Raw genomic sequence first — 17,313 nt, 5'->3', positions numbered from 1 at the left:
TTTTACCATCTCAGTCCATCTAAAGGCACTGAGTGACACAGACACGTCCTCTATTAGTGATATGATTGATGATAACACTCGGATCGAGTATCAGTCTGAATATTCAGAAGAAGAACCGACAGTAGTCGCACTGGTCGACGCGGTCGCTACTGTTCAGGATACTGATCCGCTGGATCTGCCGCCGCTGGGGGAGACGATTTCGGCTGATGCACTCGAGACGCTCATCGAGAAAGGGAACGACGTCACGATTACTTTTTCTTACGAGGGGCTACAGATCACTGTCAATGATGGTGACGAGATCGTGATTTGCGAGTCAGAGTAGGCCAGCCAGGGAGGTCTTGCTCCGCACAGTACTCGAGTCGATACGGCACGGACCACTCAAGCCCCATCCAGTTCTCACCCCAGCGGCGCTGCAGTGACAAAACAGATGCTCGGGATCAACTCAGCTAACACTCACGTAAAAAATTCAGTGAGGACCGTATCAGAGGCATACAATTGAATCATGTACTTCTCAGAAGTTCTAACGATGATAGTCCCAACAGTGCGAATGTTGTTGATCTGAACGATAAACGCGGTACCAAGTTCGAAACAAGCGCGATACTCGAAAGATCGACATTATAGCCTCGATAAGTATACAAGTGGTACTGTATGAGAAGATCGGAATGACTGATCCACTTAACGAGAGACCGTTGGGTCGACGAGCCATACTCAAAGGGATTGGCAGTGTGCCACTCGTCGGCGGGGGGATCGCGCTCAGCACAGCGGCAAGTGCTGATCAGGGCAGCGGAACGAACGAGATAGATGACGAGAGCACGGAGTCACGCCCGCTTGAATGTGGGGAACTGGTGAGTGCCCAGTTCACCGAAGACGACCCGCGCACGCCGACGGGTGAGGACGCGATGAACGGCGCTCGAGGGGGATATCGATACCACGAGTATCATTTCGACGGGTACGCCAACGAGCGGGTTTATTTCTCTGCGTATACCGACAGCGTTCCGAACCCCAACTACGAACCCGGTTACGGTGATGATCCGGTCTACTACAAAGGCGACCCTGCGCTGTTTCTGTTCGACGGCGACGAACTCATCGGTTACGATCCAGAGGCTGGGTACTGGGGCGGTGCGCACGTCGCCGCGCGACTTCCGTCCGACGGGACGTATCGGCTCGTCGCTACGGCGGCGTTTAAAGCCGACCCGACTTTCGAGTATGTGCTCGAAGCGTACTGCAGCGATCGGACCCCCGTCACTGACCGCTCTCCGGAGTTAGTCCCCATTGAGTGCGGTGAAACAATCGTCGGCGAATTCACCGATGATGACGTCCGCTATCGTGACAACTCCTCCCAACTCTACGATGTGTATACTTTCGAGGGTAAGTGCGGGGACAGCGTAACGATCACTACGCGAAGTGCTGAGGAACCGGCGCGACCGAGGCCACGACTGTTCGATCCTGATGGCCGATACGATGGCTCCCGGTTCGAGCCAGACGGAACGTACGTCCCCGGGGCCGAGACTACGTTCACGGGGGAGGAATTCGTTCTCTCAGAGTACCGTCTTCCAAAAACTGGCACCTATACCATCTGGGTTAGTAGCTATGGATCGGCTCGCTATGAGTACGAACTTTCGCTCGAGTGCTGGAACAACAGATAAGCTAATAATCACAAGAGAACCTCTTCCTATTCACCGCGAAGCCGACGACCGACATGACGAAGCTCATCAACTCGTTCAAAACTGATGTTGCGAAGATGGAACTATGATGTATAGGTTCCAAGTCTAAGCAGACTGAAAGAAGTAACCGGGAGAGTCTCGAAACGCGCTTCTAAGAAACCTATCGCGTAACGTTCACGACGCTGGTGGAAACAGTTTCGTGACCTTGGCCCTCGCCTGCCTCGTCCACGATCTCGACCGATCCCTCCAACGATCAGGACAGATGAGGTAGTAACCACAGCTGATCTTTGCAGTTTTTTCATTTTACTAAAATATTTATCTCCATGTGTCCTGATCAGGGCATGGCACAGATCACCGAGAGCGATCGACAACAACTCAAAGCGGAGTTCGACCGGCATCTCGATGTCGGGTTGCATCACGGTGCCCAATTGGCTGTCTACGTCGATGGGGAACTCGTGGTGGATTTCGCAGGCGGAACGACTGGCCCGGAGGGCGGCGAGACCACATCGGAAACGCGACATCTCATTTTTTCGTGTACGAAACCGTACGCGGGAGTTGGGCTGCACCAACTCATCGAGGATGGGAGAGCCGACTACGACGACCCCGTGGTCGATCACTGGCCGGAGTTCGCCGACGCCGACACGGAGAAATCCGAGATCACGATCCGGCAAGTGCTCGGTCACACCGCCGGGATCCCGTACGGCGAGTTCGATGACAAAGCCGAGAAGTGGGGCGATTGGGACGCCGTCGTCGAAGCAATGGAGGAGATCGAACCGGTCTTCAAGCCCGGCGAACAACCGGCGTACCACACGTTCAACTACGGCTGGCTCGTCGGCGAACTCATCCGTCGCATCAGCGGACAACATGTCGACGAGTACGTCGCCGAGAACGTCTTCGACCCGCTGGACATGGAGGAGTCAGCGATCGGGTTAGACGAAGACGAGGAGGACGATGTTGCGACGTTGTCCGGGTTTGAGATGTTCGATCGCTGTCGTGACCCCAGCGAGGGACTCGGTATCCCTGCCTCCGAGTCGGCTGAGGCGTTCAACGACGAGACTGTTCGTCGGGCGGTGATCCCGGCTGCCAACGGCATCGGGACTGCCCGAGACATGGCCCGGTTCTATGCCTGCATTGCTAACGGTGGCGAACTCGATGGAACCCGCCTTCTCGACGAAGAAACGGTCGCCGAAGCGACCCAGACCCACGCTGAGACGGAATCAGACGGCACGCTGTCACGGCCAGCGCGATATGCCCTAGGGTTCTGGACTGGTGGGCTGGCCAACGACATGTTTGGCTCATTCAGTCGAGAACGAATGTTCGGCCATGCTGGACTAGGGAGTATCTTTGGCTGGGGTGACCCGGAACTAACCGTGGGGTTCGCCTATGTCACAAACGGCATTCGCGAGGAATCATGGGAACACGCAGCTCGGGTTAGTGAGATGTCCGATGCCGTCAGGTTGGCACTACTGGACTACTGAATTCTACAATCACAGACGATTTTCTACTAACAGTTGGTAACGTGGCTCCTTTCGCTCCTCTATCCAGAATCACCTGTGAAAATCGGTTAGCCTGCAGGTGTAGTGAACAGTATTCTCACAAAATAGGTGTCTAGAGAAGAGGATTTCAACAGAGGCGATGAGATATACAAAAACAGAACTCTGGGAAGACTGGCTCGAGCGGCCCGTCGATCGTTGACAGCGATTGAACCGTCCCGATCTCATTGGCGACGTCAGCTTGGACGACAATGCCACGACCATCGATGAGACCGCGCCGGCGGCAACGTCGCACAGAAGGCAAGTGAATTCCTCGAGCTTCTCAGGATTTCAGCATCGGAATGACGACCTCCGACGAGGGCGGCGAGGTATCCATCCCGGTCGATACCATGGTCACCGACGAACGCGAGTTCTACGGCACCTATGGCATGCCACCGAACGAGTACGAGGAGATCTTCAAGATGATCGACGGCGGCGAGATCGATCCCGGAACGATCGTCACCGAAACCTGCTCGCTCGAGGAGGTTCCCGACGTGCTGGATCGACTCGGCGAGTACGACACGATGAGGATTCCGGTCTGTACCGACTTTTGGATCGCTCGCAACCATCTTCGCCACGTTCGCTCGCGAGTCTCATTGGACGAACCCGAAGCCGATGCGCGTTCGCTTTCGCGGGTCCGCTGGGTCTCGCGCTCTTCCCGGAACAATCACCCGAACGACTGTGTCTCGTCCCGTGGTCACTATCGCTCTTCTAGAAGAGTTATCCGACTGTAGATTGTATCGTCCGCTACGGAATCGCCATGTCTCAGACTGAAAACAGCGATCCATTGATAGCGTCGACGCTCGAGGACCTCGACCTCGAGCACGAACTGGTCCAACTGGTCGTCAAGGAGGCCGTCCGCGCCGGCATGTCTTCGCCGCTTCGCGATCCGATCCGCGAGGCGGTCGAAGAGACGACCGGAGTCGCGACTCCCGAGACGACAGAGGAGACAACAACCGCCGAGGCGACCGAAGACGCAGCCGAAACGACCGAGGACGACCGAACGGCGGACGATCAAAGCGAGGAACCGGCGGCGGATGGCCCGGCCGATAGCACCGAAAAGAGCGGAGTTGCCAAGGCGGTACAGGGTCTCATCGTCTTCGCCGTGATGTTCGTCGTCCTCTACGTCGCTCTCAGACGGCTCACAGGCGCGGAAGACGAGTGAACTGCCTTGGGGGTCAGTGGTTCGAAAGTCGGAGATTTTCGTGATCAGGAGAGACTTCGTCTCTCGGAAGACAATATACGAACCATCAACGTGGTGAACGCGAATCCCCGAAGGGTTCGTCCCGTGCCCGTTGGTCGAGCACGCCCGTGATAGTTCGCAACATCTTACTGGCACTCCACGCGTGCAGGTCGAGCATCCGCGCCACTTGCGAGTGGGTGCGGATTCTCGCTCGTTGTGTGCGGTGGACGTGCATTCGTGGAGCGTTTCCATAACTGGTTATGAGACGATATGTTGTAATTATTTGAATTGGGGTGTGGAATATCCAGCACTGCTGTCATCGGTGGTTTGTGTCGTTCAGTGACGGCGCGTATTCCCGCCGTAAACGGCGAGGTTTTGCGCCTGTTCATCCCATAGTAGAGCACGCGAAGCGTCGCACCGTCGAGCAATTCGGGAAACGGAATGTAAGAATGCTGCTGGACGAACATATCGAACAATTCGACGGCCTTCGCATCCGACCGTTGGACTCGCTTCATCCCTCAGAAGAGGGGTTGTCAGCTCTCGAGCTTGAACTGCCCGTTCTCAGCGACGCTTTCAAGAACGATACTGGTGTTCGACTGTGTGATATTGGGATCCGTAATTAGGGCTTTGATCTGGTCGTTCATATCATCAGTATCTCTGAACTTACCGATCACGACGATATCGTAGTCGCCAGTGACCTCGTAGATAGATATCATCTGGTCGTGATCTTGCAGCGTCTCCGTGATTTCAGCGAGTGCATCGCCTTCAGCTTTGAGCTGCATCACAGCGGTCACATCGTAACCGAGAGCGTCGTAGTCGACGACTGGTGTGTACCCTTGGATAACGCCGTTCTCCTCGAGATCAGAAAGGTGATTCGAGACCGTCGTCACGGACACATCGAGTTCCTCCGCTAGACTTCGAAGACTAGCGCGACCATCACCGAGAAGTTCATTGATCAAATCTGTGTCGAGATTTTCGTAGGCCATCAGACAATGTAACTCACACTCGCCACTAGAAGTTTGCGAATAGCCACGTTCTCTGCCTGGGAATTACATTGAGAACGATAGTGACCGAGGCTAGTCTCAAAAATATCGGGTATGAATCAGAACAGTCTTCCCGTTTAGTCTACTCCTCAGACAAACTAAGATTAGTCGACTACCCTTCACTCTGGGTAATTGGTTGTCAGTTTTGAACCGTCGAGTAATGCGACTACCTAGTAGAATTTGCAGGTAACTCAGACCGAAGAGAGGTGAATTTCCCTTCGACAGGGTATATCATGGTGGTTGTGGTCTAAGGTACGCGCCTCTATTACCCTCAGTCACCCTAGAGTATGTTATATTCCCATCACTCCTTGTTCCTTAATTGACTCAAGCAGACAGTGTCGGGCGAGATGCTGTTTCATGAGAAACGGAATTATAAGGAGTTAACACCTATCCCTCCTACCCTGGATCTGTATGTCAGAAGATCACACACGGGTCGATGGAACGCGACGACGACTTCTGCAGACGACAGCTGGCCTTTCGGTACTCGGCACTACCGGTGCCGTGACCTCAGCCACCGCCGCAGTCGACGACGAGACGGTCACGCTCGTCTACGATACGCACTTTGACGGCCGGTTCGGCGACGACGACGAGCCGAACATCGCACGCTACGCGACTGCCGTGAGCGACCTACTCGAGGAACACGACAATGCCGTGTTTGTCGGCGGCGGCGACGACCTCTCGCCGTCGGTGCTCAGCCTCGTCTACGAGGGCGAGCACATGGTGCCGGCGCTCAACAAACTCGACCCGGTCGTCAACGGCGTCAGCCATCACGACTTCGATTTCGGTGCCGACATCGCCGCCGACCGTTTCGAGGACAGCGAGTTCCCGTGGGTGAACGCCCAGTTGCTTACCGACGACGGCGAGCCGGTTCCCGGTACCGAACGCTGGACGACCGTCGACGTCGGCGAGTTTACGATTGGGTTCTTTTCGCTCGCCCGAGAGGACTTCACCTCGACGACCGACTACCCCGATGATTGGCAGGTGCTCGGCCAGACCGAGGCCGCCGAGGAGGCCGTCGCCGCGCTCGACGACGAGGGTGCGGACCTCATCGTCTGTGCCGGCCGCGTGCCCCAGGGTGATAAGTTCGACGTGCCGACCGAAGTCGCCGGGGTCGACGCGTTCGTCGGCTCCTCGGGCGACGTCGATGGAATCGATGACCTGCCGGACGATGTCGTGGACGAGACACCGGAACCGCCGACGATCATCGACGGCTCGGTCGTCAGCCGAGTCGGCAAGGAGTTCGGCTACCTCGGCGCGTTGACCTTCGACGCGGCGGGCGAACTGGTCGACTACGAACTGGTCGAAGTAACGACCGACATCGAGCCCGACGCCGGCATGGAAGCGATCGTCGAGGAGTGGCGCGGCGACCTCGAGGACGAGTACGGACACCCGTTCTTCGAGACCGACGTCCCCCTCGACGTTCGCGTCGATACGAACTACGGTACCGAGAGCGCGTTCGGGAACCTCGCAACCGACGCAATGCGCGAGTACGCGGACGCCGACCTCGCAATCTTGAACCCAGGCGGCATCCGAACGAACGACGTCTACGGCCCCGGCGAGATCGACGGGCTCGACGTGCTCAACATCCTGCCGTTCCCGAACCGACTCGTCGTCGCCGAGGTCACCGGCGAGACCATCATTGAGTACCTCTCCAGTCAAGTCTCGGCCCTCCCTTGGTCGAGCTTCGGCGCCCAACCGGGCAAACAGGTCTCGGGAGTGCAGTACGAGTGGCGTGGTCACGACGGCGACGCCGTCGCCGAGAACTTCTACGTCGGCGACGAACCGCTCGACCCCGAGGAAACGTACGAACTCGCCACGCTCGATTTCCTCCTCGGAGCGCGCGATGTCCTCGCGGATGCCGAAGTCGTCTCCGAGTCCGATGAGTTCGTTGGCCAGATCGTCCTCGACGCCCTCGAGGAGGCGGGTCAGGTCTCGCCACGGACTGACGAACGGATGCTCCGGGTCGACGAGGACGTCGGTGAGAGCAGAGATGTCGATCGGACCCGCGGCCAACTGACGTTCGTATTCGACGCCCCGGTGACGGCGGTCGACGTCGTCCCGGAAACGTTTGTCGCCGTCACGCAGACGGGGGTCGTTGCCGAGGCGGTGGACGTCGCGCTTGACGAGGAGGCGGCGGAACTCCGCGTCGCGTTCGACCGGACCGATACCGGCGCGCTCACGAGCGCGGCGAACCGACCCGATACCGATCTGCGGATTTTCGGCGACTACGAACCGGATGACGAGGCGTTCGGATACGAGGACGACGGCGACTCGCTCGAACTGCCGGTCGCCGCAGCGATCGACGCCTACCGGCTCAAGGGGACCGTCGACGGCCTCTAACCCGCCGTTCCGAGGACGCGGTGGATTGGGACGACGGCACACCGGACCCCTCGACACACGAATTGTCCAGACGCCATACCAATATGTACGGGAACGTCTCGCTATTGTGTCAATACATCGATTTTATGAAAGATTTCGAAACACTTTTGCTTCGCTTACACACTGTATCGAGTAACTTCATGACCAGTTCAGGGGGGGCTGACGGGAGCAGTACCGACGAGCGTTTCTCGCGCCGATCGTTTCTCGCGGCGGGTGGGGTCGCGGCGGCGACCACGGTCGCGGGCTGCGGGGGCGGCGAGGAGATCGATGAGAACGGCGAGGGCGGCGATGGTGACGTCGACGGCACCTACCTCCGGATGGCGGTCGACTCGATCAGTTCGATGGATCCGGTCATCATCCAGCTCGACAGCGTCGGCGAATACAACATCTACGAACGGCTTACGACCCACACCGACGGCCGACTGCCGGCGGAGGGCCAGCTCGCCGAGGACTGGACGACCGAGGAGGACGGCGCGGTCTACGAGTTCGAACTCAAAGAGGGCGTGCAGTTTCACGACGGCAGCGAGCTGACCGCCGACGACTTCGTCTACTCGTGGCGGCGGATGGCAGAGTCGCCAGACACGCGAAACGCCGACGACCTCTTTGATACGTTCGAGATCGCTCACGAGCGCGACGACGAGGGCGAACTCGTGCCAGACTCGCTGGCGGTTGAGGCCGTCGACGACCACACGCTTAGGGTCGAGCTCGCGCGGCCGTTCTACATGACCCTAGACCAGCTCGCGAACATCTCCTTTGCCGCCACGCCTGAGGGCGTCGTCGGCGACATCGAGGGCTACGACGGCGAGATGGACCAGTCGGAGTTCGGTACGGAGAACCCGATCGGGACCGGTCCATTCCAGTTCGAGGACTGGCAAGAGGGGAGTCACCTCTCGATCGAACGCTTCGATGATTACCACGGTGAGGTGGCCGAGATCGACGGCGTCCACTGGTCGATCATGGATGACTCGAACGCGCGGCTGAACCGTGCGCTGAACCGTAACCTCGACGTGTTCACCATGGAGCCTTCGCAGTTCGATCCCGACCTGCTCGAGATCGAAGACACCGACGAAGAGGGCCGGGAGATCGGAACGTACGGCCCGCTCGACAACGAGGAGACAGTGCAGTACCAGTCCTCGGAGGTGCTCATCTCACACTATATCGTGTTCAACACGGCAAATGTCGACGAACTGGCAGCGAGGCGCGCCATCGCTCACGTGATTGACCAGCACCGTCTCGCCGAAAACGAGTTCAACGAGATGTACGACCCGGCCTACCACATCGTCACGCCGTCGACGTTCCCAGGTGGCGAGGACCGGTATCATGAGATGGCTGAGAACGAGTACCCGTACGGATACGCCGAAAGCCAGATCGAGGAGGCGGCCTCGATCATGGAAGAGGCCGGCTACGGCGAGGACGACCGGTACGAAATGACGCTTACGGTGATGCCCGACAGCATCTGGCAGGACTTCGGCGAGCTACTGGCCTCGCAAGCTCGCGCGGCCCACATCGAGATCGACGTCGAGGAGGCCCCGTTCGCGACGATTATCGACCGCGCGATCGAGGGAACGATGGACGCGTTTACCCTCTGGGACCGGATGGACTACCCCGGGCCAGACATCTTCCACCGCTTCCTCCACCCGACACCCGATGCACCCCAGTTCACCCGGATCTCCCAGGGCGTCGACGCGGAGTACGCCGACGAGGCCGAGGACGCGTGGGAACAGTACCTTGAAAACCGCGGCGAGACCGACGAAGAAGAAGAGGCTCGGAACGAGGCGTTCGAGCGGATCGAGGCAGCGAATCTAGAGATGGTCGCACAGCTCCCGCTGCTCCACGAACGCGTTCACCGGTTCATCTACGACTGGGTCGATATCTCGATGCACGGCGTCATGGAGTACCAGCAGTATAACACCGTCTCAATCGACGACCAGCCCTGAGACGATGCAGAGTGCATCCATATGAACCGGCAGCCGCAATCGAACTCCTCGCGCGAGCGACGCACGCTGGGAGCGATCCGGACGGGTCTTCGCCGAATCGATAGCGGACAGGACGAGGCGAGTCGATGAGTCGTCTCGGCTACTTGCTCCGGCGGATACTGCTCGCCATCCCGGTCGTCATCTTCGGCACTTCGCTGACGTTCCTGATCATCCGGCTCGGCCCGATCGACCCGGCGGCCGCGATCGTCGGCTCACCGGACACGCCGTCGGCCCAGGCCCAGTATGAGGAGACCCGCGAACAGCTCGGACTCACCCAACCGCTGTGGGAACAGTACATCGAATTCATGACCGATCTGCTCCTGTTCAACCTCGGTCAGTCGTGGGTGTTGAGTCCAGGTGCTGGAACGTACGACCTGATTCTGACGTACGCGCCGCGGACGCTCTGGCTCGGTTTCTGGTCGATTCTGATCGCGGTCTGTCTCGGTATCCCGCTCGGCTTCTACGCCGGGCTCAACCCGAACACGCGGGCGGACTACCTCGTTTCTTTCGGCGGAATCGTTTGGCGCGCGATGCCGAACTTCTGGCTCGCGATTATCCTGCTCGCGCTGTTCGCCCAGTCCCAGCAGTACTTCTTCGGCTTCAACTGGAGCGGGTTTCTCGTCGAGAGCGAAGTCACCGGCGCCTACGACTTCAGCGACATTACGACCTGGGACGGATTCGTCCGCGAGTTCAAGCGAGTGTTCCCGGCCGCGCTCGTCCTCGGCTCAGCGTCGATGGGTAACGAGGTGCGAATCGGCCGCACCGCCGTCCTCGAGACGATCAACTCGAACTACGTTGAGACGGCCAAGGCCAAGGGCGTCTCGGCAAAGAAGATCGTCTGGAAGCACGTCTTCCGGAATGCGCTCATCCCGTTGGTGCCCGTGATCACGAGCGAGGCGTTCCTGCTGATCGGCGGCGCAGTGCTAGTCGAGGTCGTCTTCGGAATCAACGGACTCGGCTACCTGTTCTTCCAGGCTGTTATTAACGGCGATCTGCCGCTCGTCGCCTCGCTCATGTACGTGTTCATCCTCGTGCTCGTGGGCGTGAACATCCTGCAGGACGTCCTGTATACGATCATCGATCCCCGCGTGGGACTCGAGGAGGGTGGTGCTTAATGTCGACAGACAATACAGATGACGCTGGCGCAGTGCTCGTTGAGGACTTTGAGGACCGCCCGATCCGCGAGCGGATCGCGGAGAACCCGCGCCCGGCGGCGATCTGGGCGCTCGGTTTTGCGGCGCTCGTCGCCGTCCAGTTCGGCGCGATCGCTGGTGTCCTCGTCAACTCGATCCCGTGGGGTACGCTCCTCGGACCGTTCCCGCCTATCCCCGGGTCGGGCTCAGTCAACGCCGCCGGCCAGTGGGTCGCGGACCTGCCGACGCTGCTCTCGCGGGAACTGGTCCCGAACGAAGGGTACTACGTTCCGGGTGAGGGCTGGCAGGAGACGTTCCTCGGACTCTCTCCGGCGCTTGCGTGGGCGTTCCGCGTCGTTCTCGTCTACGCCTACGCCGCCGCCTTCGTCGCGTGGATCTGGTATGCGTACGTCCTGTTCCGGCGCCACTACCGCTACGCCGACTGGACACCCCGAGACGACGTCGTCGCCCGGCTTCGAACCCACCGGTGGGGCCAGTTCGGGCTCGTGATCGTCCTCGCGTTCGTCGTAATGGCGCTGTTCGCACCGGTACTCGCGACCGCACCGCTCGAGCAGAACATCGTCGATCCGTACTCGAATACAATCGAATACTACGACAACGGCGCCGGCGAGGTCGTCGAGACGACCGCGGGCGATGCCAACCGAGAGTCGGCCTCCCGAGGCGGAGATTCCAACGTCGGCCCGATGAGCTACGACAACTACGACCGGTTCCACCCACTGGGAACGATGCCATCCGGCCAGGACCTGTTTACGTTCATGGTGTTCGGGGCGCGCGTCTCGCTACTGATCGGACTGTTGAGCCTCGCGATTAGCAGCGTTGCGGCCGCCGCCCTCGCCCTATTCGGTGCCTACTACAAAGGGAAACTCGACCTCTCGTTCGTCCTCATCAGCGACTCCGTGCAGGCGATGCCCAGACTACTCTTACTGGTGTTGCTGTCGGTGGTGCTGGCGAACACTTGGATCGGAGGCCTGTACAGCGGCGCGGTCGTCCTCGCGTTGATCTTCGGCGCGACAGGGTGGCCTGCGCTCTGGCGGGCGGTCCGCGGTCCCGCACTTCAGGTCGCCGACCGCGAATGGATCGATGCCGCGCGCAGCTACGGGCAGGCGTCGACGACAACGATGCGCCGGCACATGCTCCCGTATATCCTCGGCTACCTGCTGATCTATGCCTCGATGACGCTGGGCGGGATCATCGTCGGCGTCGCCGGGCTCTCGTTCCTCGGACTCGGCGTCGACTCACCGACGCCCGAGTGGGGCAGAGCGATCAACGCCGGCCAGGACTACGTCACGACGTCGTCGTGGCATATCTCCCTGATGCCAGGTATCTTCATCGTGCTCGTCGTCACGGCGTTCAACGCGCTCGGCGACGGCATCCGAGACGCGATCGACCCACAGAGTGACGGTGGCGGCGACGCCGACGAGGCTGCCGCCGGAGGGACGGGCGCATGAGCGATGCTATGGCTGCCCCGCGAGCGAAGCGAGCCGACGACGATATCGAACCCCTGCTAGCCGTCGAGGAACTCCGGACGGTATTCTACACCGATAAGGAAGAGATCCACGCCGTCGACGGGATCGACTTCGAGGTGTACCCCGGCGAGACACTCGGTATCGTCGGCGAGTCGGGATCAGGCAAGAGCGTCACCGCGCGCTCGATCATGGGACTGATCAAATCTCCCGGCCACATCGTCGGCGGTAGCGTCCGCTATCGCGGCGAAAACCTCGTCGGTAAGTCCGACGCCGAACTCCGAGCATACCGTGGTAGCGACATCGCGATGATCTTCCAGGATCCAATGACGAGCCTGAACCCGGTGTATACGGTCGGCAACCAGATCAAGGAAGCCCTGGAACTACACCAGGATCTGAGCGGTTCGGAAGCAACCGACGAGGCCGCGGAGTTGCTCGAATCGGTCAACATCCCCGACGCACGCCGTCGCCTCAAATCGTACCCGCACGAGTTCTCGGGCGGGATGCGCCAGCGCGCGCTGATCGCGATGGCACTCGCCTGTGATCCCGATCTCCTGATCTGTGACGAGCCGACGACCGCACTCGACGTGACGACACAGGCCCAGATCCTGGACCTCCTCGAGGAGATCCAGCGCGAGCGGGATCTCGCAATGATTTTCATCACCCACGACATGGGCGTGATAGCCGAAATCGCCGACCGCGTCGCCGTCATGTACGCCGGCGAAATCATCGAGCGAGCGCCCGTCGAACCACTGTTCGCCGACCCGAAACACCCGTACACGCGGGGCTTACTCGAGAGCATTCCTGGACGCAACCCGCACGCAGCGCGCCTGCACACGATCGAAGGCAACGTCCCAACGGCGACCGGCCCGGCTCGGTCCTGTCGGTTCGCACCCCGGTGTCCGAAAGCGCTCGGAGGCTGCGAACGGATCCGACCCGCGGCGGTACCGGTCAACGAGGGCGACGATGGCAACCACGTCGTCTCCTGTCTACTGTACCCCGAGAACCGTTCCGAGGAGTGGCGTCTCGACGCCCACGAAAGCCAGGAGACCATCGATGACGCGAACAACGAGCCGCGAACCGATGGCGGCCACGAGAACGAGCCCGCGGACGGGGACAAACCGACCGAGGTGACTGACGAATGAGCGAGCAAGCACACTCACAAACCGGCGCAACCGAGGCCCCGACGGCCGGCGCCGCAACGGACGACGAGACGCTGATCGCCGTCGAGAACCTAAAGACGTACTACGAAACCGACGGCCTCCGCTCAAACGACCCCGTCAAGGCCGTCGACGGCGTCAGTTTCGAGATCGAACGCGGCGAGACGCTCGGGCTGGTCGGCGAGAGCGGCTGTGGAAAGACGACGCTCGGACGAACGCTCGTCCGACTCGAGACGCCGACCGACGGGCAGGTTTCGTTCGACGGTACCGACGTCTCGACGCTGTCGGGCGACGATCTCAAAGCATGGCGCCAGAACGCACAGATCGTGTTTCAAGACCCTGAATCGAGCATGAACGACCGACTGACGGTCGGGAAAATCATTCGGGAACCGCTCGACTCCTACGAGTGGAAAACGCCGCGAGAGCGTCGGGCTCGCGTCCGAGAACTGCTCGATCTCGTCGGGCTCCGATCGGAGCATTATTACCGCTACCCCCACCAGTTTTCCGGCGGGCAGCGCCAACGCATCGGGATTGCCCGGGCGCTCGCGCTGAACCCCGACTTCGTCGTCCTCGACGAGCCCACGAGCGCACTTGACGTCTCGGTGCAGGCAAAGATCCTCAACTTGCTCGAGGACCTTCAGGACGAACTCGGGCTCACCTACCTGCTGATCGCCCACGACCTTTCAGTAGTTCGTCACGCCTGCGACCGCATCGCCGTGATGTACCTCGGCAACATCATGGAGATCGGTGACACCGAGCGGCTGTTCACCGACCCCGCGAACCCCTACACGCGAACGCTGCTATCAGCGATCCCAACGCCGGATCCAACGGCCGACCGCGAGCGGATCCCGCTTCGGGGCTCGCCGCCGAGTCCGCAGGATCCGCCCAGCGGCTGTCCGTTCTCGACGCGCTGTCCGATGACTGTTCGCCCCGAAGAGTGGGACGACCTCTCCGAGGAACTCTGGGATCGGATCGATCTCTTTCGGACCGTGCTCCGCGAACGCGCTCGCGGCGCGGATACCCTCGGAACCCGGGTTCGCCGGACGATCGGACTCGACGACCCGGCCGCCGACTTCGAGGAGATTCGCGAGTCGACGTTCGGGGACGTGACCGTTCCCGAAGCGGTTGCAGTTGAAGTCGACGAGACGGAGCGACGACTGGCCGACGGCGGCGAACCCGCCGCACTCGCATATCTACAGGACCGGTTCGGCAGCGACTGCGACACCAACCTCCCCGCAGCCCACGTCGTCGACGACAGCGGCCGAACGAGTCGCTGTCATCACCACCGCGAGGACGTCGCAGGACTGGACGAACCCACCTCAGCCCGTCCCGACCGGTAGAATGCGACTCGCGCTCGTCGCCCTCGATCTGGTCGTCGCCGCCGCGATCCTTGTTATTCTCGCCGTCGGAACGACGACGGTCGCGGCGTTCGGACTCGGGTATGGGTTCGTCGCGGTCAAACATGCGCTGTTCGTTCTTGGGTTGCTCGTAACGGGCACCGCCGCCGTTCAGCTCAGAACGGCCGTCACCCGTCATCCGGACAAGGAGGACCGGCAGACGATGTCGCCACCCGACGAACGCACCTCGCACCTGCGTCCGCTCCTCGAACGGCTGCTGCCGGATCCGTGGCTCCTCCCACCGAATGACCGCTGTTCCGACGCGACGAAACTCGGCGTCGCGGGACTGGGAGTCCTGCTCGTCTCGTACCTGCTCGAAGCCATCTTTGGCGTCGGCGTCTGAACACGATTTCGACCGATAGTCCCGCCGCGAATCCGACCGGTAGTTCGGGATGTTTTCGTGCCTGCAGTGGCATCACTCGGGTATGGCCGACGGAACACCGTGGGAAGCGACGCTCGAGGACATGCACATGATGGCCGACGACCTCGCGAGCGGCGGCTGGGAGACGCTCACGGTCGTCGCAGGCGATACCGGAGCCGTCACCCGCGACGCCGGAACCGACTCCGACAACCGGCTCGGGCTTGTCCACGTGATCCAGGGCGATGACGCCGACCGCCTCGACCCGCTCGTCGAGGACGGCTCGTTCTCCACATCGGAGGCGTACGTCGCCGTCGCCGGCGACACCGAGTACGCCGTGACGGTCCTCAAAGACCCAGGCGAGTGTAGGGCCGTACTGATCGCCAGCGCCGTCGCATACGACCACGCACGGGACTGTTTCGACGAGGCAGCCCGCGAAGGAACGATCGCCACTTACCTGCAACGGCTCGACGGAACACCCGTTGCGACGTTCGAGCACGACGACCCGACACTGTTTGAGCCGCCCGCCTGACCGACAGACGCGATCCGTAACACGAATCCGGGGTGACGAAAAACGCGAGGTATGGCGACGCTTCGACTGCTCGGTACCGCAGCGTATCCGCGGATCGGTGAAACGGTCCACCTCCTGCTCGAAACGGACGAGGGCTGCCTGCTCGTCGACGCCGGCACCGCCGTTCCCGCGACGCTTGAGGAGCTTGGCCACTCGCCGGGCGACGTGACCGACCTCTTCTGTACGCACTCCCACGCCGACCACCTGCTCGGCGTTCCGAACGTCCTCCTCGGCCGGTTTTTCGCGCGGATCGGCGCGATCCGCGCAACGCCGCCAACCCAGCCGTTGACGATTCGTGGAAGTCAAGATACCGTTTCTGACCTCCGGGCGCTCATGGACATCGTAACGCCCGGGCTCGAGGACGTCCTCTCTGAGGAAGACAAGGTGCGTGAAACTGACGTTGGAGATACATTCTCGGTCGGAGATGTAACAGTCGAGGTCGCTCCCGCCGAGCACACGGTACCGACGCAGGGGCTCGTCTTCGACGGCGGTCGCCGGATCGTTTACACCGCGGACACGACGGCGATGCCCGCACTCCGCGACCACGTCGAGACATGCGACGTCGTGATCCACGAGGCGATGTACGCCGACGACGGGGCCGAACTTGCCGCCGACCTTGGCCACGGAACTGCCCGCGAAGCAGGGGTGTTCGCGGCGGCAACCGATGCCGACGAACTGTGGCTCGTTCATGTCGCCGATCGGTACGAGGATCCCCAGCGGCTTCGACGACAGGCGGAAGCCGAATTCGACGGCCGGATTGTCGTCCCCGACCGGTTCGACGCGCTGTCGCTGTAGCGGTCGGCGTCGCTCAGCAGGGTTCGCATCACCCGGTGGGCGTCCGGTCCGTCTCTCAGACTGTCTTCTCCCGAAGCGTCACCGTTCGATCGAACAGCGGGGTAAATATGCAGTGATGACGTCCTCTTCGACCGAGGATCGACCGGTGGTCACGGATGACGAAACTCGAAACCAACGATAGCAGCTGATTCACCACCGCGATTGCAGAAGGTCAGTGAACCGAGACCGCGTTGCCGATCTAGCGGCTATTCTTCCGGCCAGATACACCGTAATCGATGTGGACTTCCGGTGTACTCGATGACTTTGGCGCGGCGACCCCGTTCCAATCGACAAGGTGCACGTTCGCCATCTGGCCGGAAAACCGGAATCGTTGTACCCCGGTTTCGATCGCTCCCTCTACGGCATGCTCTGAGACGATTGTTGTCTTCTCGAGTGGATCAGCGTCTACCATTTCAATGTTGCCATCAACACTGATTTCGTAATTCGCTGGAACTCCTTTGCCAATGATTGTGACGATATTTGTCAGTTGGTTTCCATCTTCCATACTTTGACCATCCAACCCTGCCAGTATAAGCCTTCTTATCGCCTAAAAAGTGGGAATACGGGAATTTATCGAGCGGACGAACGCAATATTCTCA

16 protein-coding genes and 1 pseudogene are annotated in these 17,313 nt (G+C 60.6%); 14 read left to right on the top strand and 3 right to left on the bottom strand.

Annotation, left to right across the window (positions count from 1 at the left end):
* Positions 1 to 61 precede the first annotated feature (61 nt).
* The 5 genes from CV102_RS17745 to CV102_RS17725 all read left to right on the top strand — a co-directional run bounded on the left by CV102_RS17745 (position 62) and on the right by CV102_RS17725 (position 4,361).
* Positions 62 to 322: a HalOD1 output domain-containing protein gene (locus CV102_RS17745; protein WP_148859336.1), complete on the top strand. Its 261-nt coding sequence runs from the start codon at positions 62 to 64 to the stop codon at positions 320 to 322.
* Positions 323 to 662: 340 nt separating this feature from the next.
* Positions 663 to 1,646 carry a hypothetical protein gene (locus CV102_RS17740; RefSeq protein ID WP_148859335.1) on the top strand — a complete coding sequence of 328 codons (984 nt, stop codon included), beginning with the start codon at positions 663 to 665 and terminating at the stop codon, positions 1,644 to 1,646.
* Positions 1,647 to 2,005: 359 nt separating this feature from the next.
* The gene (locus CV102_RS17735; RefSeq protein WP_148859334.1) at positions 2,006 to 3,142 is read left to right on the top strand and encodes a serine hydrolase domain-containing protein; all 1,137 of its coding nucleotides are present in this window, start codon (positions 2,006 to 2,008) and stop codon (positions 3,140 to 3,142) included.
* A 356-nt stretch (positions 3,143 to 3,498) separates the two neighbouring features.
* On the top strand, positions 3,499 to 3,930 hold the full coding sequence (locus CV102_RS26715; protein ID WP_233710730.1) for a hypothetical protein: 432 nt from the start codon (positions 3,499 to 3,501) through the stop codon (positions 3,928 to 3,930).
* A gap of 26 nt (positions 3,931 to 3,956) precedes the next feature.
* Positions 3,957 to 4,361 (top strand): hypothetical protein, encoded by a 405-nt coding sequence (locus CV102_RS17725; protein ID WP_148859333.1) that lies wholly within the window; start codon positions 3,957 to 3,959, stop codon positions 4,359 to 4,361.
* Positions 4,362 to 4,771: 410 nt separating this feature from the next.
* Here CV102_RS17725 and CV102_RS27260 read toward each other — a convergent pair.
* Positions 4,772 to 4,891, bottom strand: a pseudogene (locus CV102_RS27260) (transcriptional regulator TrmB); the annotation flags it as partial.
* Between the two features lie 21 nt (positions 4,892 to 4,912).
* Positions 4,913 to 5,365 (bottom strand): HTH-type transcriptional regulator Lrp, encoded by a 453-nt coding sequence (lrp, locus tag CV102_RS17715; RefSeq protein WP_148859332.1) that lies wholly within the window; start codon positions 5,363 to 5,365, stop codon positions 4,913 to 4,915.
* Positions 5,366 to 5,833: 468 nt separating this feature from the next.
* On the opposite strand from lrp, the gene CV102_RS17710 reads away from it, so the two are divergent.
* From CV102_RS17710 to CV102_RS17670, 9 genes are all read left to right on the top strand, one after another.
* Entirely contained in the window at positions 5,834 to 7,762 is a 1,929-nt protein-coding gene (locus tag CV102_RS17710; protein ID WP_148859331.1) for a bifunctional metallophosphatase/5'-nucleotidase, read from the top strand.
* 179 nt (positions 7,763 to 7,941) lie between these two features.
* A complete protein-coding gene (locus tag CV102_RS17705; protein ID WP_187433026.1) occupies positions 7,942 to 9,738 on the top strand; it encodes an ABC transporter substrate-binding protein in 1,797 nt (598 codons plus the stop codon).
* Between the two features lie 125 nt (positions 9,739 to 9,863).
* Positions 9,864 to 10,892 (top strand): ABC transporter permease, encoded by a 1,029-nt coding sequence (locus CV102_RS17700; protein ID WP_148859329.1) that lies wholly within the window; start codon positions 9,864 to 9,866, stop codon positions 10,890 to 10,892.
* Positions 10,892 to 12,379 (top strand): ABC transporter permease, encoded by a 1,488-nt coding sequence (locus CV102_RS17695; protein ID WP_148859328.1) that lies wholly within the window; start codon positions 10,892 to 10,894, stop codon positions 12,377 to 12,379. The genes CV102_RS17700 and CV102_RS17695 overlap by 1 nt, the downstream gene beginning before the upstream one ends.
* 8 nt (positions 12,380 to 12,387) lie before the next feature.
* Complete coding sequence (locus tag CV102_RS17690; RefSeq protein WP_148859438.1) at positions 12,388 to 13,539, top strand: ABC transporter ATP-binding protein; 1,152 nt, start codon at positions 12,388 to 12,390, stop codon at positions 13,537 to 13,539.
* Positions 13,536 to 14,894, top strand: coding sequence for an ABC transporter ATP-binding protein (locus CV102_RS17685; RefSeq protein ID WP_148859327.1), 1,359 nt, complete (start codon positions 13,536 to 13,538; stop codon positions 14,892 to 14,894). The genes CV102_RS17690 and CV102_RS17685 overlap by 4 nt, the downstream gene beginning before the upstream one ends.
* Before the next feature lies 1 nt (position 14,895).
* The gene (locus CV102_RS17680; protein ID WP_148859326.1) at positions 14,896 to 15,294 is read left to right on the top strand and encodes a DUF7555 family protein; all 399 of its coding nucleotides are present in this window, start codon (positions 14,896 to 14,898) and stop codon (positions 15,292 to 15,294) included.
* A gap of 82 nt (positions 15,295 to 15,376) precedes the next feature.
* Positions 15,377 to 15,841, top strand: a complete 465-nt coding sequence (locus CV102_RS17675) for a DUF7529 family protein (RefSeq protein ID WP_148859325.1) — start codon at positions 15,377 to 15,379, stop codon at positions 15,839 to 15,841.
* 51 nt (positions 15,842 to 15,892) lie between these two features.
* Complete coding sequence (locus CV102_RS17670; protein ID WP_148859324.1) at positions 15,893 to 16,675, top strand: MBL fold metallo-hydrolase; 783 nt, start codon at positions 15,893 to 15,895, stop codon at positions 16,673 to 16,675.
* A 238-nt stretch (positions 16,676 to 16,913) separates the two neighbouring features.
* Here CV102_RS17670 and CV102_RS17665 read toward each other — a convergent pair whose 3' ends face one another.
* On the bottom strand, positions 16,914 to 17,219 hold the full coding sequence (locus CV102_RS17665; RefSeq protein ID WP_148859323.1) for a hypothetical protein: 306 nt from the start codon (positions 17,217 to 17,219) through the stop codon (positions 16,914 to 16,916).
* Between the last annotated feature and the right edge of the window lie 94 nt (positions 17,220 to 17,313).

The organism is Natronococcus pandeyae, assembly GCF_008122205.1.
GTDB classification, from domain to species: domain Archaea; phylum Halobacteriota; class Halobacteria; order Halobacteriales; family Natrialbaceae; genus Natronococcus; species Natronococcus pandeyae.
Note: the sequence above shows the minus strand (reverse complement) of the source record. Positions and strands in the feature narration are given on the sequence as shown.